Here is a 21,148-nt window from a genome sequence, read left to right as displayed (position 1 = left end):
CTCATTACGCCCCCACTACACGCTTCAGCCACGCACCGGCGGAATGCTCAATTTCTGTTGGCGCTGCGAAGGTTAATGGGAACTACAACGTCGCGGGAAACTCAAACTTGGCTCCGCATTGTTACGTTGGAGTATCGATAACTCTCCGTGCACCCCCTCCGGCCTTTGTGGACAGCAGGGCGGCGAGGTCGCGGCGCTGGCATACTAACCTTGAGCATTCAACTATCGAGATATAGAACTACGGACAGTAACTTTTGCTGTCAGGTAGACGACAGTTGAGGCAACTAATACGAATATCGGTAAAAGCCCTTGAATTCAGCTAAATCAGCACGTGAACTACATCGATTTGCCGGCCGGAACATCGCCGCACAAAGAATGTTTCCATTGATATCCGTCGCGACGCAACTATCGAGGTGTATCACTTCGTTGAATCGGCCACAATAGAGTGTCCAAAGTGCTTTTCTGGCCGACCATCCGAGCCAATCGATAGCCCTCAATCTTCAAGCTCGGGCCATTCCTACCGCGGAGGTCAGCGATGAAGAGATTAGGAGCAATCGCCGCTGTCGCCCTGTGCACTCGTGATCGCGATGCCCGGCACAGCTTTGGCCATGTGGCCAACGACGCGTGCGTCGACCATCCCACCGGGCCGGGCGCCGATCTGTTGATCATTCCTCACGCGAATACTGAGGTATAAGGACAATGGCGTCCCCGGTCGCATGCCGGGGACGCCTCCTGTTCGGCTAGCACTCATGTGCGAGCATGCTCGGCATGGAAATCTTCGAAGACGCGCGGAAGGTGTCACGGGCCGATCTGGCCGCGTGGCTGCGCCAGATGGCCGACCAGCTTGAATCAGACGGCAAGGTCCGGTTCGGAGCGGGCGGTTCGGTAAGCGTTGGCGATGAGGTCGACTGCGAACTTGAGATCGAGAGCAGTGGTTCCGAGACGTCGATCGAAATCGAGTTCAGCTGGACCGGCTCCTCCGCGACAGCGCAGGCACACGCGGAAGAGGAAGAAGAGGAAGCACCCGCCGAAGTAGCACCGGAGAACGTCGGGCCTTCGGCAGCGGCCAGCGCCGCCGAACCGGTTTACGCCGCGGAGCCGGCCTACACCCCGGCGGAGGAAAAGACCGGCGAGTCTTACCTCTCCCCCACCTCGCACTGACATCCCGCGAACGAGCCACCTCTCTGCAAGGATGGCTCGTTCGCGCTCAAATGTCGACTGGTTCCAATTCACCTAACGCGGCTCCCGGCCTGCCCGCCTGCGAGATGCTTGAAGCACAGCAATCGGCAAAGGGGGCCGAGATGGCGACGTTTATGGATGTTCACGAAGGATTTGTTGGCGTGACGGCCGAAGATTTCAAGGCCGCCCACGAAGCTGACCTTCGGATCGAAGCTGAAGAAGGCGTGCACTTCGAGAAGGCGTGGCTGGACCCGGTGTCAGGGAAGGCATTCTGCATCTCGACGGGACCAGATAAGGAAGCCGTGATGCGGGTGCACGAGCGCGCCGGCCATCCGACGGCCGAGGTCTACGAGGTTCCGATCGAGGTCTGACGCGCTAATCGTCTGGCAGGCACGCTTGTGCCAGCCAGATGACCGCTCTGGTAACCCGTGCTTGGCTGTAGCCCAGGACCTGGCGTTGATAACGGTAGACATCTGGCGCTAGCGGCGCCAGCAGAACATCCGTCGCCGCCAGCGCGTCTTTTACGCCGGCCTCGGTCAGGATCGCCTTCACATGAGCACGCCAGAATCCGTATGCCCCCGCCCGGAATCTCGCCTCACCGGTTTCAGCGCCGAGCACGAGCGGCAGATGTTCCTCAAGTAGCGCGATCATGGCGGTGTAAAAGGCCGCGAGCCGCTGTGCCGGTGGCGCACCGGGACCTAGCGGTGGCGGTCCGCCAATGAGTTCGGCCTGCAGCGCACTTTCGTGCTCGCCGAGGAGGGCGGCAGCGATCGTGGGAACATCCGGATAGCGACGGTAGAGCGTCGCCCGGCCGACACCCGCTTCCCGGGCGATGTCCTCCATGGTGACCGACCGGGGGTCCTGCGACGTGAACAGCCGTCGCGCGGCCTCTAACACCAGCACCCGGTTGCGTGTCGCGTCGGCGCGTTCCATTCCCGCTCCCTCACCACGGAATAAGTGGACAGCGCGTCCAGTTATAACCGGACGGCATGTCCACTTTACCCCTGGAGTGACGAATGAACAGCGTTCTCCTGCTCAGCGCTGCGGCCGTCGGCATCCTGCTAGCCATACAGGCCGCGGTGAACCTTCAGCTAAGCAAAGCCGTTGGCACGCCCTATGGCGCCGCCACTATCCAGCTCAGTGTCGCGCTAGTCTTGCTCGCGGCGATAGCCGCCTTCAACGGTGACCTCGGCGCCTTGACCCACCTGGGTGACGTCGCGCCCTGGAAGCTGCTTGGCGGAATCGCCAGCCCTTTCTACATCACCAGCGCGATCGTTCTACTGCCCAGGCTCGGAGCACTCGCCTCCGTCGGGCTGTTCGTGACCGGGCAAATGCTTGTCTCGCTGCTAGTCGACTATTTCGGCGGCCGGCCGCTCACGGTCTTTTCCTACCTCGGTGCGCTGGTGGTCATCGCCGGTATCAGCACCATGGTGAAGCAGGCCAAGCTGTCTGGCTGGATGCTGCTCGGCCTGGCCGCTGGTGGCGTGCTGCCCCTGCAGGCGGCCGTCAACGCGGCACTGATGCGCGACCTTGGCCGGCCTTTAGCCGTGGGGCTCACTAGCTTCGCTGTCGCCACGGCTGTCATCGCCGCGGTGTTCCTAGTTCTGCGGATAACCGGTCACACACCGGCGCCGGCCTATTCCGGGCTGGCGGCAATGCCATGGTGGGGCTGGCTAGGCGGCGCGGCGGCGGCAGCCTACGTGGTGTCGACCTTCCTTCTGGTACCAGCCATCGGTGCCGCCACCACGATCTCCCTCACCATTACCGGGCAGCAGGCCGCTTCCGCCCTGGCGGATCACTACGGTTGGTTCCGGTTGCCACAGCGCAAGCTCAACCGCTCACGTGGAATTGGGTTGTCTCTGCTCGTCATCGGATCTGTCCTGGTCCACCACCCATAACCTGGCTGGCCGCACAGGCCAGCCAGGCTCTATCTTGTCCTCAGCCGCAGGTCCAGCGGACCGCGATGGTCTCATCGCCGAGCAGCGTGCCGCCGACCGTCTTGCCGTCATCACTGATGACCCTGATGTCACCGCCGCCGGCGCCACCGCCTGGCCTGGGCAGGTCGACGACCGTTCCGTCAGCCAGCTTCAGGTCTTTGCCGAAGCCCGCCGTCCAGCCAAGGGGGTTCACGACTTCGGTCGCGGTGCGGTCGATGTGGGCCGTGACCTCACCGGTGCGCCGATTCCACAGTAGATTGACCAGCCGCCCACTGCGCTCGATCATCCGGCCGCCGATCCATTCGCCGCGGATGTCGTTGGGCCACACCCGTTCCGGGTCGAATCCGGCCGGGATGGGCAGGACCTCGATCGTGCCATCGGTATGCCAAACGACTCCGTCGGTCGCGGGCTTGCCTTCGCGGTGACCGCGATAGTCGATCGATCCGATGATCTCGCCGGTCTCCGCGATCGCCCGGGCCTCCGACATCATGGCGCCCTCAGGCACCGTCAGCCGCTCCGGATCGGACGTTGGTGTGCGCCAGACGATCGCATGGCCCAAGCTTTCCCGGCCGGCGATGACGAGCTTTTCGTTGATGGCGACGGCACTGACGTTGTCGCCCTTGAGCCGCTTCAGTTCGCCGTTGCGGTAAATCCAGGAGACCTGGTTCTCCCCGTCTGTGCCGATGAAGCTCGAACCTATGGCGACACCGGAGGTGGTGATGTCCGTGAACCCCTGGTCACTACCCTCCATGGCCACCATCGTGGGCTGAATGCCATCCCAGATCGCCAGCCGCGGCCGGCCATCTTTGGCATATGACCGGCCAACGATGTAGCGGCCGGCGGGGTCGCCGCCGCCGGCATAGGTCTTCTTCGGGTACCCGTCAGGCAACGGCAGTTCCTTCGCGGTACAAGCGATGAGGTGATCTGGCGATGGCGTCGGCGAGGGTGCCACGGACGGCGAGGCCCCCAATTCCGGCGCCGGCACAGCGGTGGGAATCAGCGACACCCCAATGAGGACGGTCGCGACCGACAGCGCCGCGCCACCTCCCATCACCAAACGCTTACGGTGGCGCCGCCTGCGGCCTACCCGTTCAGCGCGTTCAATCGCCCCGTAAACCTGTGCGTCACCTGCCAGGCCATCGAGCATGTCTTTCAGCTCGGTCATGTCAGCACTACCTCTCGCGAAAAGTCCCCAAGCTCCGGAGCAAGCTGCCGCAGCCTGGTCAAGGCCAAGCTGGTCTGGCTCTTCACGGTCCCTTCGGAGCAGCCGAGCGCGTGAGCCGCGTCGGTGACAGACAGATCCTCATAGAAACGCAGCACAACCACCGCACGCTGCCGCGGAGTGAGTTTCGCCAGCGCCCGGCGCAGCATCAGCCGGCGCACGACCGCCTCCGCCTCATCACCGGCGGCCGGTTCGGGCGGCGTATCAGTGCTGGTCTCCAGCCTGGTACGCCGCCACACCGAAACGTGCTCGTTGTAGAGAATCCGCCGGGCATACGCGTCAGGCGAGCCCATGCGGGACACGCGCTTCCAGTGCTCGGCCACTTTCTCCAAAGTGGACTGCACCAAGTCCTCGGCACCGTGATGGTCGCCCGTTAAGAGGAACGCGATCCTCGACAAGCGCCCAAGCCGCGAAGCCGCGAACTCGCTGAAGTCGTCGTCTTTCATGTCACCTAACACGTGCGAGGCCGGCTAACGGTTGGAGGCAGTTCATGCGAACCCAGCCGCATGCTCGGCTCAGACTAGCCAGACCTGGCGAAGCGGGAATTTGTGCCCGTCCTGTCCTAGCGGACCGGACGGGCACCCCCGTTTGGTGTTGCGTGAATCGATCGTGGGCGCTCACGGTATGCGCTCGGTATATCGCCTGATCAAAGGCGGTTCCGTCGCGCCCGGGATAGGCAGCGAAGCCACCGCTGGGATACTGTCCCTCGGCGGCCGGGTTAGGTACGGGGTGGTTTGAGGTGAACCGTTTCAAGGTCTTGGGACCGATGCGGATCAGTAACAGCAAGGCCGAGAGCATCGATGTGGGAGCCCGCAACATGCGGGTCCTGCTCGGCGCGATGCTGGCCGATGACGGACGGGTGCTGCCATCCGATCACCTCGTCAACGCCCTATGGGGACAAACGCCACCAAGGTCAGCTGCCAAGAACCTTCAGGTATACATTTACCGGCTGCGCAAGCTGCTCGGGCCAGAGACCATCGAGAGTCACCCACATGGCTACGCATTGCTCGTCCCAGACGAGGCGATTGACGCGCGGGTGTTCCGGCGTTTGACCGCTGACGCCAACGATTGTGCCGCACACGATCCGCGGCAAGCAGGCACCTTGCTGCGGGAAGCACTTGGATTGTGGAGTGGCAAGGCTTTCCAGGACATCGCCGACGCACCCGTTTTGCGGGAAACCATCGCATCACTACATGCTGAGCAGATCAGCGCGCAGGAAAAGCTGTTCGAGCTGGAGCTCGCACTGGGCAGACACGCTGCGGTCGTTGATGAGCTGGCAAGAGCGGTCGCCAGCAATCCTTTTCGCGAGACATTCCGCCGCCTCTACATGGTCGCCCTGTTCCGGTGCGGTCGTCAGTCTGACGCTGTTGACGCGTTCCAGAGTGCACGCAAGCTGCTTAACAACGAGCTGGGGCTGGAGCCAGGCGAGCAGCTCCAGCAGGCATACCTGTCGATTCTTCGCGAGCAGGATCCCGCACCGGTTTCAGCCGGGGTCACCGTCGCCGCGCCTATCCCGTCGCAGTTGCCACCCCAGGCCGCTGGCTTTGTGGGCCGGGCGCACGAATTGTCGCAGCTAGACAGCCTGCTGGGAGCGCCAGCCCCGGCAGCGGTGATCTCCTCTATCTCCGGGCAGGCTGGCGTCGGCAAGACCGCACTGGCGGTGCATTGGGCGAGCCAGGTCGCACGAAGATTCCCTGACGGGCAGCTGTACCTGAATTTGCGTGGATTCTCGGTCGAGCCCCCGCTTTCGGCAGCGTCGGCCGTAAGCCACCTGCTGCGCGCCCTCGGTGTGGCGCCAGGGCAAGTCCCCGCGGATTTCGATGAGGCGGTCGCCGAATACCGGACGCAGATCGCGCGCCGCAGAGTTCTGCTCATACTCGACAACGCACGTGACGAGCAGCAGGTGCGCCCGCTTTTGGCCACGGGCACAAGCGTCACGGTCGTCACTAGTCGCAACCGCCTCGGTGGGCTCGTCGCCGTCGATGGCGCGCTACCCATCACTGTCGGCCTGCTCAGCGACCAAGACTCGGCCACCCTGTTACAGGCCCAAAGCCGTCCGCGCCAAGCCATACCGCAGGAACAGGCAGCAGAACTGGCTCTCATCTGTGGCCACCTACCCTTAGCGCTGCGCCTCGCGGCGGCCAGGCTGGCGCTAGACCCAACATTGGATGCCCAGGAACTCGCTCGGTCCCTGCGGGAAAAGAACAGGCTCAATGAACTTGAAGTCAGCTCTGACCACGCGGCATCGCTGCGAGCCATCTTCACCTGTTCCTACGACGTGCTCACGGCTGACGAGCGACGTGCTTTCCGTCTGCTCGCCCTCTTGCCAGGAACGGACGTCAGCCCAGACGGACTGGCCGCGATGCTTGACATTCCCCCAGACGAATGTCGCGCGACATTGACCAGACTCGCACGGGTGCATCTGCTGACTCGCATGGCGCACGACCGCTACACCATGCACGATCTGCTGCGCGACTACGCCCTGGAGATGGCGCTAGAGCATGAAAGCCAGCATGACCGGGATCTCGGGCTGCACCATTACTTCGCCTGGCAGCTCGCCACTTGCTCATTCGCCGTCGCTCTCGTCACACCCAGCGCGATCCAGCTGCCGTTACCCGGCGAATACGCCGTGGCCCAAAGACTGTCCACACACGACGAAGCCCAATCCTGGCTCAACCAGGAATTCAACAACCTGCTGGCCACCATCACCCACTGCGCAGAACACGGGCCGGCGCAAGTCGCCTGGCTCTTGACCGACTACCTTCGGCTATTTCTGCGTAACGGCAGCCACTTCCAGCAATGGTCCAGTGTATTGACCACAGCATTGAAATCCGCCTCCGAATCGGCCGGGACCGGCCGCGACCAAACACTGGCCGCCCTTTATCTGAGCCTCGGCCAGCTCCAGCACGTCACTGGCAAGCTCCACGACTCCTTGCGCAGCTATGCCGTGGCCCGGGAACACGCCGTCGAATGCCAGTGGACTTCCGCGCTGGTACATATCGAATCCCAACTCGGCGGAACCTACCGGCTCACCGGCGACTTCGATGCCGCCATCACCCATCTGTCGAATGCGGCCTTCCTCGGTAAGCAAACCGGCCAGCCATTACTAGCGCTAAGCGCGTACGGCAATCTCGGTGATATCTATCTGACACGCGCCGAAACGGCCCGTAGCATCGAGCAGTTCCAGTTGCTGATCACGAACGCCGAGGAACTAGGTTCGCAGCAGCACGCCGCGCACGGCTACGTGAATCTAGCTGTCGCGGAATCCGCTGAAGGCGCATTCGAGCTAGCCCTGGAACACGCAAGCAAGGCGGTCGAAATTTACCGGACTTTCGGTAACCAGGCCGAACTGTCAATGTTTCTCGCTGCCCTTGGCGAAGTGTACCGGCGCATGGGCCGGCACGAATCCGCGCTCAGAACCGCGCGCGATGGCCTTGACATCGCCACCGGCAGCGGCTTCGTTTATGGCGAAGCCAGCTCTCTGATGGTTACCGCAGGAGCGCAGCGCGGCCTGGGCAGACTCAATGATGCGAAGGAGAATGCCCAGCGTGCGTTATCGATCTGCGAGGGCATCAAATCGCCGGAGTTCCTTTTCGCGGCGCAACTGTGCCTGGCCAAATGCCTTCACGCACTGCGCGAGTACGATTCCGCCACACAAACCGCGAGCACGGCGCTGGCTTTGGCACAACAACATCGGCTCATCATGGACCAGGCGATAGTGTTGAATCTGCTCGCCAAGATAAGCCTGTCCACTAACGACCCCGCCGGCGCAGCGCAAAAAGCGCAGCAAGCTTTGTCCCTTTGGGACACACCCGATTCCCGTTCGCTCCTGGCCAGAGCCCAGCGCCTGATGAAGTAGGGCCCCGAGGGAGAGTCCTAACCACGATAGGTGGAGATGACTCGGGCTAAGGCCTCGGACGTGACAGGGTCGCGAACGGCGATGCGCAGCCAGTCCGGGCCGAGCCCTGGGAACGTGTCTCCACGCCGCACGGCCCAGCCGTTGTCGCGCAGGAACTCGCGCAGGTGGGCGGCGCCCGGCCGGTGGACCAAAACGAACGAGCTGGCCGGGTCGCTGGGGAGGGTCAGCTCGGGTAACGGGCGGAGCAGGTCAACGAGCCGGTCGCGATGTGCGGCGAGTTCGATGGCGATCCGGTTAGCTTCGGCGATCGCTTCAGCCGACGAGCACACGATGGCTGCGGCGAGGGCGGGCGTGCTGACCGGCCACAGTGGAGCAGCCGCGCGCAGCACATTGATCACTTCCGCGTCACCGAGGACGTAGCCGATGCGCAGCCCGGCCAGACCCCACGTCTTGGTAAGGCTGCGCAGCACGATCAGGCCGGGCAGGTCCCGCCGTGAAGCCACTGACGCGGCCTCGCCTGGGATCGTGTCAGCGAAAGCTTCGTCGACCACGAGCACCCGGCCCGGCCGGGCCAGTTGTTCAATGACCGCAACAGGATGCAAGACCGAGGTCGGGTTCGTGGGATTTCCGACGACGACCAGATCCGCTTCGTCGGGCACGAGCAAAGGATCCAGCGTGTACGGCGGTGCCAGGATCAGCCGGCGAACATCATGCCCGGCATGGTGGAAGGCGGCCTCAGGTTCGGTGAACTGCGGATGCACGATCAATGGGAAACGCGGCCGCAATGCCTGGGCCAGAAGGGAAAACGCCTGTGCCGCACCGGCGGTCAGCAGCACCTCGGACGTGGGGCGCCCATGGCGGGCGGCCACGGCCGCGAGCGCGGGACGGTCGTCGGGATACCGGGCGAGGTCAGTCATCGACGCGGAAAGCGCCTCCGACAGCCACGACGGCATCGGTCCACTCCGGACGTTCACCGCTAGGTCAATGAGCCCCGGCGCTACTTCCGCATCCCCATGAAACCGCAGCAGATCGGTCACCGGCGCCGCCGGGAAGCTAACACGATGGAGACCGCGAGAGCGCCGAGGCCGGCGAGTCCGCTGAGGCGGGCCGCACGGCGAAGGTCTGCGGGTGAAGGGGTCTGCCCATCGCCGAGAAACGGCCGGGTTTCAGTCCGTCCAAAGTAGACATTAGTTCCGCCCAGGCGGACCCCAAGCGCCCCAGCGAAAGCGGCCTCACACTGACCGGAGTTAGGCGACGGATGCTTGCCTCCGTCACGCCGCCAGACGGTAAGCGCACGGGACGAACGACCGCCCACGAGAGGAGCCAGGCAAGAAGCTAGCAACGCGGTCAGACGCGACGGGACAAGGTTGGCGACGTCGTCAGCACGGGCCGAGGCCGTGCCGAAGCGGGCATAACGCGTGTTGCGGTGGCCCACCATCGCGTCGAGAGTGTTCACAGCACGGTAAGCGGCCAGGCCGGGCAGGCCCAGCAATCCGCCCCAAAACAGTGGGCCGGTGACAGCATCGGAAGTGTTCTCCGCCACCGACTCCAGCGTCCCGCGTGCCAGCTCGTCAGGGCCGAGGGCACGTGGATCACGGCCGCACAGGTGCGGCAGACGCTCACGCGCGGCCGCGATGTCGCCTGACGAAAGCGAGGAAGCCATCAGCTGAGCCTCGCGGCGCAGCGACGTCCCGCCCAGCACAGCCCATGTTGTGGCGGCCGTGGCTGCGAAGCGCAGCAGCGGGCGATCGCGGACCGTCCGCTGGGCAAGCACAGCTCCGGCGACGGGCAGTCCAACCGCGAGCGCCGCGAACAGCGCGCCGCGCGCAAGACGTGGCTTGTACAACGCTTTCTCCAGCTGCCCGGCGACGCGCCCGTAACCCGCGACGGGATGGAAGCGGCGAGGATCGCCCACAATGGAATCGATCGCGTATCCCGCTGCCATCCCTGCCGCGTCTATCCAGCCGCCTCGCATCACTTGGCCTTGGCCGGGCGGCTGATCACGTGACGCCGCAACGTTTCCGGCATGCGGGCCCGGCCAGGGCCGCCCGCGCTGACCCAGCCGGCGACCTGCGACGTGGAGGCAGCGTCGAGGACACCGCCCAGCCACACCGGCCGCACGCCGTGGCCGTGGACGACGACCACATTGGAGTGTTCACATACGTCGAGGCAATCGGCGATGCGCACCCGCAACCCGGCCGCTTCTAGTTGCGCCACTTGGCCATCGTGGTCGGTGGTGGGGTGTTTTTCGGTGCCGCAGCAACAGCCACGGCACACGGTAACGCTAGTTTTCATGCGGTCACAGCGGAAGCGGTGCTTACGGTTTGGGTGCGCAGGCCAGCAAGGCCGAACGCGACCCCGAGGCCCGCCCACAGAACGGCGGAACTCAGCAACGCCATCATGCGGAACGTCCACAGCAGATCCGCTGGGACGGCGCTGGCGTCGGTAGTACCCGGGAGCAGGAAAAGAATCGCCGCTGCCGCAACGACCACGCCGGCTGACGCCAGCTGGCGGGCGGGCGTGGGCGAATACAGATAACGAGCGATCGCCACGGCTGTCAGGCCTATGACCATTGCCGCGATCCAGGTGACGGTGCGCTGTCCCACCGTGTCAGGATCTCCCACGCCGGGCGGGTTCGCCGGGAAACGCAGGAATGGCAACAAGCTCACGCCGAGGAAACCGGCTGCGCCAAGGCGAAGCGAGCTGGCCCACGGGTCTGCTGACGGATCGGTGCGGTGCAGTATCGAGTACACCAAACCGAAGAGGATGCCGATGGCCAGGCCGGTCAGCACGGTCGCGACGAGCAGTCCAATGTGCTGGACGTCGCGAGTGAATAGTTCCTCGTGCGGTTCCGTTGAGGTGGCGTGCTCAAGCGCGATAGCGCGGTCAATGACTGGCTCGGCCAAAAACAGCGACACGACTCCGGAAAGCAGGCCGGCACACGCGCCGGCCAGCCCACCGCGGGCGATGAGTGAAAGCAGTGACACGGAAACCGCCGGCTCAGTGACAGGGAGCCGCGAGCACGTGCCGGCCGTCGTGCGCCAGCTCGTGCAGGTAATTGTTGGTCCACGAGGCGTCGCCGACGAACGCGGACAGCAGCGCGCCCTGGTCGAGCATCACCACGTAGAGAATGAATAGAGCGAGTGCCACCATGACGGCGGCGAGAACGATGTCCTTGAGCCGGACCGCTGCTATCGCGGCCTGCGGGACACTTTGTGCGGTCACCTTGGACATGACACCCTCCATTTCGGGGTTCACCGCCCCGCGATTGGAAACGATGACGGGTCAGTGTCCTGACTCCCGGATCTTGCACAGCCTCCGCGCCTTCCCATCGCTAGCGATAGTGGCCTCCGAGCGGGACTGCTCCCCGGTCACAGTGGCGGGACCGTCCCGGATTCACACCGGGTTCCTGCACACCGTCATCAACTATGGAATTTGGCCGTACAGCCAACACGATGCCAGGTCGCTGGCACCGCCGTCAAACGCCCACTTACGGGTGATGGTGGTGCTCGTGGGTGTGGTCGTGTGGGTGGTGATGTGGGGTTTGTGGTGCCCCTGCTTTGGTTTCGAACCCGGGCAGCGCGATGCGGTAGATACATGAATCACAGTTCATGCGGATGTCCCCGGCGAGGGCTTCGTCATAGCGTTCGATGACGAGGTCGGCTAGTTCGTCGGTGTCGCCAAGGACGCCAGCGGTGCGCACGCTCACGTCAGGGTGCGAGGCTGCCCACTGCCCGGCTTGGCTCGCCACCCGGTCCGGCAAAACTCCCGTGAACAGAAAGTAAGGCAGCACCACGACTTCACGCGCGCCTAGTGCGCGACACCGGTCCAGCCCAGCCGGGACCCCAGGCGCGGCAAGGGATATGAAGGCGTACTCGACACCTGCCACCGGTGCCGTTTCGGCCAGCAGCCGGGCCATCTTGGCGACCTCGGCGTTGGCGTCCGGGTCGGTCGATCCCCGGCCGACCAGCAGGACCGTCGCCGTGGACAGGTCAGGCGCCACTTCGGACAGTCGCTGCCGCAGCAACGCGAGCACACCCGGGTGCGGGCCAAGCGGCCGGCCGTAGGCCACGTGCAGACCGGGGTGGCGCAGCTTCTCGCGCGCCAGCGCGGCCGGGATGTCGCCCTTGGCGTGCCCGGCGGCCACCAGCATCAGGGGCACCGCGGCGAGCCGGGAATTGCCTTCGGCGACAAGGGAAGCGACCGCCTCTTTCAACGGCGGCGGGGACAGCTCGATGAATCCCCCGGCGACACTGATGTGCCTTGCTGCCAAACGTTTGGCGACACGTTCGGTGAAGGCACGAAATGCTTCGGCTCCCGCTTCGTCGCTCGTGCCGTGACCGGCGATCAGGAGGGCAGGGGGTTTCACTCGTGCTCCTTAAGGGGATCTCCATATAACAATGCGTTGATAGCGGCCGCGGCGACAGCCGAGCCACCACGCGCGCTCACATTCGACAGTTGCGGCAAACCACTGGCGCGCAACGCTTCCTTGGAATCAGCCGCGCCCACGTAGCCGACCGGCAACCCAGCGACGAGGACCGGCGAGAGTTCGCCGGCTTGCGCGAGCCGGATGATTTCGTAGAGCGCTGTGGGCGCGTTGCCGACAACCCAGATCGCGCCAGCTGGATATTGCCGCGCCAGCAAGCGGATTCCGGCTGCCGAGCGGGTGATCCCTTCGGCCCGCGCCAGGGCGGCGGCTTCGCCGGTCTTCACCCCGCACTCCACCTGGTACGCCGTAATGCCCGCCGCGACCATATGGACATCGGCGACGACCGGTGCCCCCTGTGTCAACGCGACAGCCGCACGTTCCAGCGACCTTTCGTCGAGCACGAGATCGCTGAGCCAGCCCGGTTCCGCGGTCGTGTGAATGATCCGCTCAGCCACGTCACGGCTGTGCCTCGGCAGAAGCGAGGTGTCCACTGTGGAGCGGATGATGCGGTAAGACTCAGCTTCGATGGGATGCACGGCGCGGATCACGTCAGGGCCTCCATCGTCACGGCGTCGACCGGGCAGATCTCAACGCACTCCCCGCACCCTGTGCACAGCTCGGGCACGGCGAACAGCCGCCCGCCGTCAGGCCGGATCGCGTGTGTGGGACAGGTCAGCAGACACGCCCCGCAGCCTTGGCAGCCGTCAAAGGTCACGAGGGCATCCACTGGTACCCCCTGGGTGTCACCATGCGCCCGGAGATGTTTCGGGTCGTGCTCGCTCCGATAATCACGACGGTGTTCATGTCCACGTCGTCGGGGTTGAGTTCGGCGAGCGTGGTCACGTGGATGCGTTCGCCGGGGCGCGATGCCGCGTGCACCAGCCCGGCCGGAGTCGTGGGTGGACGGCATTTTCCGAGGATCCGCAACGCTTCTGGCAGCTGGTGTTGGCGTTTGAGGCTGCGTGGGTTGTAGAGACACACGACCAGATCGGTCTCGGCCGCGGCGTGCAGGCGACGCTCGATGACTTCCCACGGCGTATGCAGATCGGACAGGGAAAGGTAAACGTGGTCGTGGCCAAGGGGCGCGCCCAGAAGCGACGATGCCGCCAGCGCGGCGGTGACACCGGGAACGGCCACGACGTCCACGTCGTCAGTGGCGAACTCCAGCGCGGGCGAAGCCATGGCGTAAACGCCGGCGTCGCCGGAGCCGATGAGCGCCACAGCGTTGCCTTCTCGTGCGAGCTCGACAGCAGTGCGGGCACGTTCCTCTTCCGCGCCAAGGCCGGACTCCACGATGCGTACACCCGGGCGCAGCACATGCCGGATCTGGTCCACGTATTGGTCCAGTCCCACCACGATTCCAGCTGCGCGCAGTTCGGCGGTCGCTCTGGGCGTGCGCAAATCGGCGGCTCCCGGCCCGAGGCCGACGATCGCGAGCCGGCCCCACGGCGTCAGCCGGGCAACGGCGACGGTCGCCATAGCGGAAGCAGTTTTCGCGGCGACCAGTTCGGCCTTGCGGCCCATAGTCCGCGCCGCCAATAACGCTGACGCTTCGGAGACGCTCGGCGTTCCGACCGCCGCACGCACCACTTCGGACGGATTCGGAACGTCCATGGCCGCCAGCTCGTCGGCGGTGTAGGCGATGACTGGAAGCCGGCGGCTAGCCGCAAAGGCCACAATTCCCGGCTCGGCGGCCTTGATGTCAGCGGTGGCCACGGCGCAGACCGACTCCGGTGCGAGCCCGTGAGCGGTAAGCACTTGCTCGACGAGCGCGGCGACCTCGGCCTCCGACACGCCTTTGCTAGACCCGATCCCCAGCACCAGCGACGGCGGATGCAACACCACCGCCGAGCTGCCGCTGCTGTCGCGGTCGGTCACGACGACGCGATGTGCGGCGTCAGGGTTGCCGCCGACGTTGGGAGGCATAGGTGGCAGCGGCCAGGTCATATCCGCTTGCCAGTCAACGGGTTCGCCGTCGAGGATCGCCCGGCTCACCGCGGCTAGGCGCTCAGGGTTGGCAGGTGTGAAGCCGAGCTGATCGAGCCCGGGAATGTTCGCGGCATCGGTGCCCGTCGTCACGACCGGCTGGGTGCCAAGGACATCAGAAACACGGTCAGCCAAGGCGTTGGCATTCTTGGCATGGCCGCCCAGCAAAGCCACAGCGAAACGGGACGCCTCGTCGACGCAAACGACTCCGGGATCGGACTGCTTGGCTGTCAGCAGAGGGGCGATAAGCCGCACCGTGGCACCGGTCGCGAGAAACGCGACTATCGCTTCTGAGTGCTGCCACGCTTGCTGGACTTGCTGTTTCACCGGTCCACTGTGGACGGTGCACTCGCCCGGCCACGCCTGCGCCAGCCGCTCAGCGGACTCCCGCCCGGCAGCCGTCGCCCAGACAATCCCAATCACAGCGCCTCCCCTGACACGACGAACACCGGGTTGACCGCCGCTAGCCGTAATGATCCGTCCGGCAACGGTTTGAGCCGGGATGCTTGAAGCTGTACGGCTTCGACGCCGTACCCGGCTTGTTCAAGCTGTGCGACGGCAGCCGTCACGCGGTCGATCGCGGCCAGCGCCAGCACGATGCGGGCAGATTCTCGCTGGAGGCACGCTGTGAGCACCGTGAGCCCACCGCCACCGATGAAGACCGCATCCGGCTCGGGCAATGCTTCCAGGCAGTCTGGCGCTTGCCCTAGCACGATCTGCGCCGAAGGAGCATTGGCCGCGATGAACCCGGCGGCCTCCGGATCGTGGTCGATGGCGATCACCGCAGCACCGTGCGTCGCGCACTCGGCTGCCACCGAACCCGAGCCCGCGCCCACGTCCCAGATCAGGTCACCTAGCCGCGGCCCCAGTTTCGCGATCACGAGCGCGCGAACCTCAGCCTTCGTGATCATCGAATCCCGGTGGGCATAAGCACTCTCGCGTTTCGCCCACCCCGCCGCTGGTGGCCGCCATCCCGCCACCCACCCCGGCTCCCTGTCCCTGTCGGGATGGCGTAGGCAGAGCACGACGTTGGGGTCGGGCCAGTCGCGGCCTAGAGCGTCGGCGGCGTCCAGAGTGGACACCTGCTCATCGTCGTGCCCGAGGCGGGAGGCGACGACGAACTGGCGCGGGACTCCGTCGAGCAGCGAGGCAAGCTCGGCTGGGCCGCTGCCGGGCGCGGTCAAGACGGCGACCTTCGGGTGAGCCCGGCACACGTTCGCGGCCCGGCGCAACGACCTCCCGTGTGCGGACACCACGATCGCGTCGTCCCACGGCAGACCGGCCCGGGAAAACGCGAGCGCGACACTGGATACCGCCGGCCGCACGACGGGATCCTCGCCCATCTCATGCAGGGCCCGCACGATCCCGAAGAAGCCCGGGTCACCGCTGGCGATCACGACGACATCGCCATCGTGCGCGGCGATGCGCTCCAGCGCCGGTTTCAACGGCCCGAGGACGACACGTTCAGCGGCACTGTCCACCTGCGCTAGATGACGTTCGCCGCCGACGAGCAGTGACGCCGGAGGCAGAGTCAGCTGCGTGCCGTCAAAGCCGACCACAGTGACGCGCCTCATGACACCCACTCCGGCTTCGTCGCGGCGACGACGATCTTACCCGTGAAGTCGACCATCGCGACTTCGCACGCGAGCTTGCCTTTGGTGAACCGCACCAGCACGTTGCGGACTCGTGTGCACAGCTCATCGCCGGCTGCTCGTAGCACCCCGGCGTCGTCCCAGATCTCGTACGCGTGACGGGCCGTGTTGGCCGCGTCAACCTCTTCCCGGCGGTCCGCAGCGCCGACCTGAACGGTGATCTGGCCGAGCAGCGACGTGTCCACTTGGGAGCGGGTGTAGTGCGTCATCAGCACCCCGGCCGCCAGCTTGGTCAGTTTGCCCACCATGCCCACGAAAACCACTGTGGACACACCGTTTTCGACGGCCATCCGTAACGCGGCACCGGTGAAGTCGCCGACTTCGATGAAGCACACGTCGGGCAGGTCCGGCAGCAAAGCCATCGCCCCGGCCTCGGTGCGGCCGCCGGTGCACAAGACGATAGTCGTCTCCCCTTGCGCCGCAGCCACTTGGACGGCCTGCATCACACTGGCCCGCCAAGAGGCGGTGGAGAAGGGGCGGACGATCCCTGTAGTACCAAGAATGGAAATGCCACCCAGAATGCCCAGCCGGCGGTTGGTGGTTTTGCGGGCGATCCGTTCGCCGTCGGGCACTGAGATGGTGACGTCGATGCCGCGCTCGCCTACGACTTCGGTGACCGCTTGGGTAATCATCGCGCGCGGCACGGGGTTGATGGCTGGTCCGCCGACCTCAAGCCCGAGCCCCGGTTTCGTTACCGTGCCGACGCCCTCGCCGCCAAACAAATGGACCCCCGGTGCTGGGTCCCAGCACACGGTCGCCGTGAGGTGTGCGCCATGGGTCACGTCGGGGTCATCGCCGGCGTCCTTGACGACAACGGCCGTGGCGACCTCACCGTCCAAACGCGACGATTCGACGGCGAACGTGACCCGCCGCCCCGACGGCAACGCGACCTCCACCCAGCGCGGCTCTTTCCCCGTGGCGAGGAGTTCGGTGGCGGCTTTCGCGGCTGCCGAAGCGCAGGTGCCTGTGGTCCAGCCGGTGCGCAGCGCTTTGGGCCGGACCTTAGCCGTGCGTGGCAGGTCCGGTTCCCGAAGCTCCGGCTCGTCGGTCATGACCGGGCCCGAAGTGCTTTCCTGGCTTGGGGATCGGCTTTGCGGTGCTCGTGGAAGTGACCCGGGTGATAGAGATGGCTGCGTGTGCCCGCCTCACCCAGCGCCGCCCCAACGAGGAAAAGCGTGTGCTTCCAGAGCTTGTGCTCACGAACCGTGGCCGCCAACGTGGCCACGTCACAGTGCAGGATGAGTTCGTCGGGCCAGGTGACCTGATAGGCGATGACCACCGGGGTGCTGTCCGCATAACCACCGGCGAGCAACTCAGTCGCGAGCTGGCCTGACCGTGCCGCAGACAGGAAGATCGCCATCGTCGTCCCATGCGCGGCGAACGAACGGATCGTTTCCCCCGGCGGCATCGGCGTCTTCCCGCCCTCGAGCCGGGTCAGGATCACCGACTGAGCGACTTCCGGGACGGTCAGTTCACGCTGCACCGCTGCCGCGGCAGCGGTAAACGACGACACTCCCGGAATGACCTCGGTCGCCAGGCCGAGCGCATGACACGCGTCGAGTTGCTCGGCCAACGCTCCCCACAGCGACGGATCGCCTGAGTGAATCCGGGCGACGGTCAGCCCGTCGCGTGCCGCTTCCTCATACAGGGCAAGGGTTTGCTCTAGGGTCAGCGCGGAGGAGTCGATGATGCGGGCACCGGGCTTGGCGTGACCGAGCACGTCCGGGTGCACCAGGCTCGCCGCCCAGATCACCACGTCGGCACGGCCGATAGCGGCCGCCCCGCGCAGTGTCAGCAGATCGGCCGCTCCAGGCCCGGCACCGACAAAGATGACCTTCATATCGCTCCACCTCGCTGTGCTCGCCGGGCCGGAATCAGAACGGCTGATAGGTAGGGTGCTTCGTCCACAGCAGACAGTGCGGTCACTTTCTCGTCCGGGAGCCCAAGGTGGCTGCCGAGCACCGTGTCCTCAAGCCTTTCCGCCCGCGAGACCTCGGTGACAACTTCGGCGAGGTGCCTTCCGCCCTTGTACGCGACAACGGTTCCGTGACCCGCGTACGCCAGGGCCTCACGCAACCCGCCCGCCCCGCGCGCCAACGGCACCAGCACGAGCGGTTCGGAACCCTCCACCAACGGCACCCCGGAAGCGACCGAAAGTGCTTGCATCGCCGTGATTCCCGGCACTGTCTCGACGGTAACGCCGGGGAGCAGCTCCCGCACGGTGGCCGCCAAATAGCTGAACGTCGAATAGATGTTCGGGTCACCGATAGTAGCGAACGCTGCCGTACCACCAGTCTCGGCAAGCCATGCCGCGATGCGCTCCCCTGCCGCATCCCAGTGCCGCTCGCGGCGGCTGGCGTCGGTGCGCTCGTTCAGCGCGAAAACCAGCCGCTCGATGCGTTCGCCGTCCACGTGACCGGTCAGGGTCGCCTCAGCCCGGCCGCACTCGTCCAGGCTCAGCACCGGCACGAAGATTCGCTTAGCCTCATTCAGCAGCCGGATCGCTTGCAACGTCAGCAGTTCGGGGTCACCGGGTCCTACTCCGACACCGATCAACCGCATGCCGCCACCATCCTCGCCGCGAACTCCGGATGCGCCGCCCAGTGAGTGTGCAAATAGGACGCGTGCACGCCGCCTTGCACGAAACCTTCCCTGGCGCCGCGCCATGCCCACGCCGGTTCGGCACTGGCGCCGGGCTCGACAATCGTGCGGTGGAACTCGTGCCCGGTAACCCTTTTACCCACGTCGGCGAGCACGCTGTCAGACATGGCTACGGCGTCGCGGTACCCCATCGTCAGCTTGCCTGTCATGACAGCCCGCCCGGGCAGGACCCCGCACATCTCATGCCCATCAACCGATTGCCCGAGCCACAATAGTCCCGCGCACTCAGCGGCGATCGGCGCGCTCTCGGCGGCCAGCCGTGCGACCGCTTGCCGCAACGGGACATTCGCCGCGAGTTCCGCGCCATACACTTCGGGAAACCCTCCACCCACAACCAATCCGCTGGTACTAGGGGGAAGCTCCTCATCGCGCAAAGGATCCACCGTCACGACTTCGGCACCGGCGGCGCGCAGCAGCTCGATCTGCTCCACATACCCAAACGTGAACGCGGCCCCTCCCGCCACCGCGATCACTGGTCTCCTCAGCGGCTCGGCAGTGGGAGGTTCCCAAGGCGTGACTGCGAGCGGTGGCGCCAGCTGGGCTACGCGTAGGACGGCATCGAGGTCGACGTGGGCGGAAACCAAGGCTGCCATCGCGTCGACGGCGGCGCGTGCTCCGGCGGAATGTTCCGCAGCCGGGATGAGGCCAAGATGACGTGACGGGACTTGAGCCGGAGCCGAGCGGGGAAGCACGCCAAGCACTTCGAGCCCGATCTCGGCGCACGCCTCGCGCACAATCTCCTCGTGGCGCGGTGATCCGGCACGGTTCAAGATGACCCCGCCGAAACGAACGGTGCCGAAGGTGCGAAAGCCGTGCAGCGTCGCGGCAACCGAGCGGCCTTGGGCGGTGACGTCGGCGACCATGATGACCGGTGCGTCAAGTAATCCAGCCACTTCAGCGGTCGAGCCGTGGTCTCCCGCGCCCGCGCGGCCGTCGTAGAGTCCCATGACTCCCTCCACGATGGACACCTGCGCACCAGCCGCCCCGTGAGCGAACAGTGGGGCGATGAGCTCCGGCGGGCAGAGCACGGGATCGAGGTTGCGGCCTGGTCGCCCTGAGGCGAGGGCGTGATAGGAGGGGTCGATGTAGTCCGGGCCCGCCTTGAAACCGGCAACCCGTGTTCCCCGTTTCGCCAGCGCGGCAAGCAGTCCGGTCGCGACCGTGGTCTTGCCGTGCCCTGATGCGGGCGCGGCGATCACGACGCGGGGCGCGGTCACCATTCGATGCCCGGCTGGCCTTTGCGTCCGGCGTCCATGGGGTGTTTCACTTTGCCCATTTCAGTCACCAGGTCGGCGGCTTCAATCAGTTCCGGTGCCGCGTAACGTCCCGTGATCACGACATGCTGCGTGCCGGGGCGCTCGTTCAGTGTGGTCACGACATCGTTCACGTCGATCCAGCCCCAGTGGATCGGATACGTGAACTCGTCGAGCACATAGAAGCCGTAACGCTCGGAAGCCAAGTCCCGCTTGATTTGCGCCCAGCCCTCGGCGGCCTCGGCAGCGTGGTCGCGTTCGTCACCCGGGCGCGCCAGCCACGACCAGCCTTCGCCCATCTTGTGCCACGTCACCGGAGCACCGGCCTCGCTGTCGCCCAGGACGCGAAACGCCCGCTCCTCGCCGACCCGCCACTTCGGACTCTTCACGAACTGGAACACGGCGATCGGCCAGCCCATGTTCCACGCCCTAAGAGCCATCCCGAAAGCGGCCGTGGACTTGCCTTTGCCCACTCCCGTGTGCACAGCCAGAACCGGCGCCTTACGCCGCTGCCGTGTCGTCAGCCCGTCATCGGGCACCGTCTCCGGTTTCCCCTGCGGCATCAGCCGTCCCGCCTTCCGTCGAAGTCACGTGATCGTGATCCACATCCCCAAACGTGATCCACATCCCTTGAGACGTGATCAACAGGCCGTTCGATCACGTCTAGCCGGATGTGAATCACACACAGGTTGGCGGACAACCGGCGCGAGCCCGGGTGCGAAGCCGCAGGTTTCGCGGTCGGCAACGGGCATGAGCGCGAACCCGAAACGGCTCGCGCGGCGACGAGCGAGCGGCGCAAACGCGAACACGAAACGGCGGGAGTCTCGGTGGACAGCCGACATAGGCGCCCACGCGAACCGGCTGGCACGGCAGCGGGCAGATGGTGCGAGCGCAGAGGCGAACCTGTTGGGTCGGCAGCGGGACGACGGCGCGGGCGCGGGTGGGAAAGGGCGAACGCGGCGGGGAGGGA

General features: G+C 65.6%; 22 protein-coding genes, 1 pseudogene and 1 riboswitch. Of the genes and pseudogenes, 4 read left to right on the top strand and 19 right to left on the bottom strand.

Features of this window, described 5'->3' with window-relative positions; genetic code table 11:
- Positions 1-544 precede the first annotated feature (544 nt).
- A complete protein-coding gene (locus tag A3E1_RS48860) occupies positions 545-676 on the bottom strand; it encodes a hypothetical protein (protein WP_281167405.1) in 132 nt (43 codons plus the stop codon).
- Between the two features lie 92 nt (positions 677-768).
- On the opposite strand from A3E1_RS48860, the gene A3E1_RS0128260 reads away from it, so the two are divergent.
- Both A3E1_RS0128260 and A3E1_RS0128255 read left to right on the top strand, forming a co-directional pair.
- Positions 769-1,161: an amphi-Trp domain-containing protein gene (locus tag A3E1_RS0128260; RefSeq protein WP_157631786.1), complete on the top strand. Its 393-nt coding sequence runs from the start codon at positions 769-771 to the stop codon at positions 1,159-1,161.
- Between the two features lie 104 nt (positions 1,162-1,265).
- Complete coding sequence (locus A3E1_RS0128255; RefSeq protein ID WP_245571425.1) at positions 1,266-1,550, top strand: SCO4226 family nickel-binding protein; 285 nt, start codon at positions 1,266-1,268, stop codon at positions 1,548-1,550.
- 4 nt (positions 1,551-1,554) lie between these two features.
- On the opposite strand, the gene A3E1_RS0128250 is transcribed toward A3E1_RS0128255, so the two are convergent.
- On the bottom strand, positions 1,555-2,112 hold the full coding sequence (locus A3E1_RS0128250; RefSeq protein ID WP_020524160.1) for a TetR/AcrR family transcriptional regulator: 558 nt from the start codon (positions 2,110-2,112) through the stop codon (positions 1,555-1,557).
- Between the two features lie 83 nt (positions 2,113-2,195).
- On the opposite strand from A3E1_RS0128250, the gene A3E1_RS0128245 reads away from it, so the two are divergent.
- Positions 2,196-3,077 (top strand): DMT family transporter, encoded by an 882-nt coding sequence (locus A3E1_RS0128245; protein ID WP_020524159.1) that lies wholly within the window; start codon positions 2,196-2,198, stop codon positions 3,075-3,077.
- Between the two features lie 40 nt (positions 3,078-3,117).
- Here the strand turns inward: A3E1_RS0128245 and A3E1_RS0128240 are convergent, their stop codons facing one another.
- Together A3E1_RS0128240 and A3E1_RS42495 are read right to left on the bottom strand one after the other, a co-directional pair.
- Positions 3,118-4,281 (bottom strand): hypothetical protein, encoded by a 1,164-nt coding sequence (locus tag A3E1_RS0128240; protein WP_020524158.1) that lies wholly within the window; start codon positions 4,279-4,281, stop codon positions 3,118-3,120.
- The gene (locus A3E1_RS42495) at positions 4,278-4,784 is read right to left on the bottom strand and encodes a SigE family RNA polymerase sigma factor (RefSeq protein ID WP_020524157.1); all 507 of its coding nucleotides are present in this window, start codon (positions 4,782-4,784) and stop codon (positions 4,278-4,280) included. The genes A3E1_RS0128240 and A3E1_RS42495 overlap by 4 nt, the downstream gene beginning before the upstream one ends.
- Before the next feature lie 320 nt (positions 4,785-5,104).
- Here A3E1_RS42495 and A3E1_RS0128230 point away from each other — a divergent pair, with 320 nt between their 5' ends.
- Positions 5,105-8,197 (top strand): AfsR/SARP family transcriptional regulator, encoded by a 3,093-nt coding sequence (locus A3E1_RS0128230; RefSeq protein WP_157631785.1) that lies wholly within the window; start codon positions 5,105-5,107, stop codon positions 8,195-8,197.
- A gap of 17 nt (positions 8,198-8,214) precedes the next feature.
- Here the strand turns inward: A3E1_RS0128230 and cobC are convergent, their stop codons facing one another.
- The 15 genes and pseudogenes from cobC to cobO all read right to left on the bottom strand — a co-directional run bounded on the left by cobC (position 8,215) and on the right by cobO (position 20,741).
- The gene (gene cobC, locus A3E1_RS42490; protein ID WP_020524155.1) at positions 8,215-9,234 is read right to left on the bottom strand and encodes an Rv2231c family pyridoxal phosphate-dependent protein CobC; all 1,020 of its coding nucleotides are present in this window, start codon (positions 9,232-9,234) and stop codon (positions 8,215-8,217) included.
- Positions 9,231-10,172, bottom strand: coding sequence for a cobalamin biosynthesis protein (locus tag A3E1_RS0128220; RefSeq protein ID WP_026208919.1), 942 nt, complete (start codon positions 10,170-10,172; stop codon positions 9,231-9,233). The genes cobC and A3E1_RS0128220 overlap by 4 nt, the downstream gene beginning before the upstream one ends.
- Positions 10,172-10,414 carry a hypothetical protein gene (locus A3E1_RS0128215; protein ID WP_020524153.1) on the bottom strand — a complete coding sequence of 81 codons (243 nt, stop codon included), beginning with the start codon at positions 10,412-10,414 and terminating at the stop codon, positions 10,172-10,174. Before A3E1_RS0128215 ends, A3E1_RS0128220 begins: the two co-directional genes overlap by 1 nt.
- A 74-nt stretch (positions 10,415-10,488) precedes the next feature.
- Positions 10,489-11,184, bottom strand: a complete 696-nt coding sequence (locus A3E1_RS42485) for a CbtA family protein (RefSeq protein WP_020524152.1) — start codon at positions 11,182-11,184, stop codon at positions 10,489-10,491.
- Between the two features lie 13 nt (positions 11,185-11,197).
- Positions 11,198-11,431: a CbtB domain-containing protein gene (locus A3E1_RS0128205; protein WP_026208917.1), complete on the bottom strand. Its 234-nt coding sequence runs from the start codon at positions 11,429-11,431 to the stop codon at positions 11,198-11,200.
- A gap of 31 nt (positions 11,432-11,462) precedes the next feature.
- Positions 11,463-11,633: riboswitch (cobalamin riboswitch) on the bottom strand.
- A gap of 57 nt (positions 11,634-11,690) precedes the next feature.
- Positions 11,691-12,566: pseudogene (locus A3E1_RS0128200) on the bottom strand (sirohydrochlorin chelatase); the annotation flags it as partial.
- The gene (locus A3E1_RS0128195; protein WP_020524149.1) at positions 12,563-13,174 is read right to left on the bottom strand and encodes a precorrin-8X methylmutase; all 612 of its coding nucleotides are present in this window, start codon (positions 13,172-13,174) and stop codon (positions 12,563-12,565) included. The gene A3E1_RS0128195 and the pseudogene A3E1_RS0128200, both read right to left, overlap by 4 nt.
- Entirely contained in the window at positions 13,171-13,353 is a 183-nt protein-coding gene (locus A3E1_RS47410; RefSeq protein ID WP_040392104.1) for a 4Fe-4S binding protein, read from the bottom strand. Before A3E1_RS47410 ends, A3E1_RS0128195 begins: the two co-directional genes overlap by 4 nt.
- The gene (gene cobJ / locus A3E1_RS0128185; RefSeq protein WP_020524147.1) at positions 13,338-15,035 is read right to left on the bottom strand and encodes a precorrin-3B C(17)-methyltransferase; all 1,698 of its coding nucleotides are present in this window, start codon (positions 15,033-15,035) and stop codon (positions 13,338-13,340) included. Before cobJ ends, A3E1_RS47410 begins: the two co-directional genes overlap by 16 nt.
- Entirely contained in the window at positions 15,032-16,186 is a 1,155-nt protein-coding gene (gene cbiE, locus A3E1_RS0128180) for a precorrin-6y C5,15-methyltransferase (decarboxylating) subunit CbiE (RefSeq protein ID WP_040392102.1), read from the bottom strand. The genes cobJ and cbiE overlap by 4 nt, the downstream gene beginning before the upstream one ends.
- The gene (locus tag A3E1_RS0128175) at positions 16,183-17,316 is read right to left on the bottom strand and encodes a cobalt-precorrin-5B (C(1))-methyltransferase (protein ID WP_020524145.1); all 1,134 of its coding nucleotides are present in this window, start codon (positions 17,314-17,316) and stop codon (positions 16,183-16,185) included. Before A3E1_RS0128175 ends, cbiE begins: the two co-directional genes overlap by 4 nt.
- Positions 17,313-18,104 (bottom strand): precorrin-4 C(11)-methyltransferase, encoded by a 792-nt coding sequence (gene cobM / locus A3E1_RS0128170; RefSeq protein ID WP_020524144.1) that lies wholly within the window; start codon positions 18,102-18,104, stop codon positions 17,313-17,315. The genes A3E1_RS0128175 and cobM overlap by 4 nt, the downstream gene beginning before the upstream one ends.
- Positions 18,101-18,826: a precorrin-2 C(20)-methyltransferase gene (gene cobI / locus A3E1_RS0128165; protein WP_020524143.1), complete on the bottom strand. Its 726-nt coding sequence runs from the start codon at positions 18,824-18,826 to the stop codon at positions 18,101-18,103. Before cobI ends, cobM begins: the two co-directional genes overlap by 4 nt.
- Positions 18,817-20,145 carry a cobyrinate a,c-diamide synthase gene (locus tag A3E1_RS0128160; protein ID WP_020524142.1) on the bottom strand — a complete coding sequence of 443 codons (1,329 nt, stop codon included), beginning with the start codon at positions 20,143-20,145 and terminating at the stop codon, positions 18,817-18,819. Before A3E1_RS0128160 ends, cobI begins: the two co-directional genes overlap by 10 nt.
- Complete coding sequence (gene cobO, locus A3E1_RS0128155; protein WP_020524141.1) at positions 20,139-20,741, bottom strand: cob(I)yrinic acid a,c-diamide adenosyltransferase; 603 nt, start codon at positions 20,739-20,741, stop codon at positions 20,139-20,141. The genes A3E1_RS0128160 and cobO overlap by 7 nt, the downstream gene beginning before the upstream one ends.
- Positions 20,742-21,148: the final 407 nt, after the last annotated feature.

The sequence above is a fragment of the Catelliglobosispora koreensis DSM 44566 genome, assembly GCF_000379685.1.
Classification (GTDB): Bacteria; Actinomycetota; Actinomycetes; order Mycobacteriales; family Micromonosporaceae; genus Catelliglobosispora; species Catelliglobosispora koreensis.
This window is presented reverse-complemented; position numbering and strand designations above follow the sequence as displayed.

Excerpts from the sequence above, each read along its gene's own strand:
- A3E1_RS0128260 (WP_157631786.1), top strand. The coding sequence starts at position 769 with ATGGAAATCTTCGAAGACGCGCGGAAGGTGTCACGGGCCGATCTGGCC.
- A3E1_RS0128255 (WP_245571425.1), top strand. The coding sequence starts at position 1,266 with ATGCTTGAAGCACAGCAATCGGCAAAGGGGGCCGAGATGGCGACGTTT.
- A3E1_RS0128250 (WP_020524160.1), bottom strand. The coding sequence starts at position 2,112 with ATGGAACGCGCCGACGCGACACGCAACCGGGTGCTGGTGTTAGAGGCC.
- A3E1_RS0128245 (WP_020524159.1), top strand. The coding sequence starts at position 2,196 with ATGAACAGCGTTCTCCTGCTCAGCGCTGCGGCCGTCGGCATCCTGCTA.
- A3E1_RS0128240 (WP_020524158.1), bottom strand. The coding sequence starts at position 4,281 with ATGACCGAGCTGAAAGACATGCTCGATGGCCTGGCAGGTGACGCACAG.
- A3E1_RS42495 (WP_020524157.1), bottom strand. The coding sequence starts at position 4,784 with ATGAAAGACGACGACTTCAGCGAGTTCGCGGCTTCGCGGCTTGGGCGC.
- A3E1_RS0128230 (WP_157631785.1), top strand. The coding sequence starts at position 5,105 with ATGCGGATCAGTAACAGCAAGGCCGAGAGCATCGATGTGGGAGCCCGC.
- A3E1_RS0128220 (WP_026208919.1), bottom strand. The coding sequence starts at position 10,172 with ATGCGAGGCGGCTGGATAGACGCGGCAGGGATGGCAGCGGGATACGCG.
- A3E1_RS0128205 (WP_026208917.1), bottom strand. The coding sequence starts at position 11,431 with ATGTCCAAGGTGACCGCACAAAGTGTCCCGCAGGCCGCGATAGCAGCG.
- cbiE (WP_040392102.1), bottom strand. The coding sequence starts at position 16,186 with ATGAGGCGCGTCACTGTGGTCGGCTTTGACGGCACGCAGCTGACTCTG.
- A3E1_RS0128175 (WP_020524145.1), bottom strand. The coding sequence starts at position 17,316 with ATGACCGACGAGCCGGAGCTTCGGGAACCGGACCTGCCACGCACGGCT.
- cobM (WP_020524144.1), bottom strand. The coding sequence starts at position 18,104 with ATGAAGGTCATCTTTGTCGGTGCCGGGCCTGGAGCGGCCGATCTGCTG.
- cobI (WP_020524143.1), bottom strand. The coding sequence starts at position 18,826 with ATGCGGTTGATCGGTGTCGGAGTAGGACCCGGTGACCCCGAACTGCTG.
- A3E1_RS0128160 (WP_020524142.1), bottom strand. The coding sequence starts at position 20,145 with ATGGTGACCGCGCCCCGCGTCGTGATCGCCGCGCCCGCATCAGGGCAC.
- cobO (WP_020524141.1), bottom strand. The coding sequence starts at position 20,741 with ATGCCGCAGGGGAAACCGGAGACGGTGCCCGATGACGGGCTGACGACA.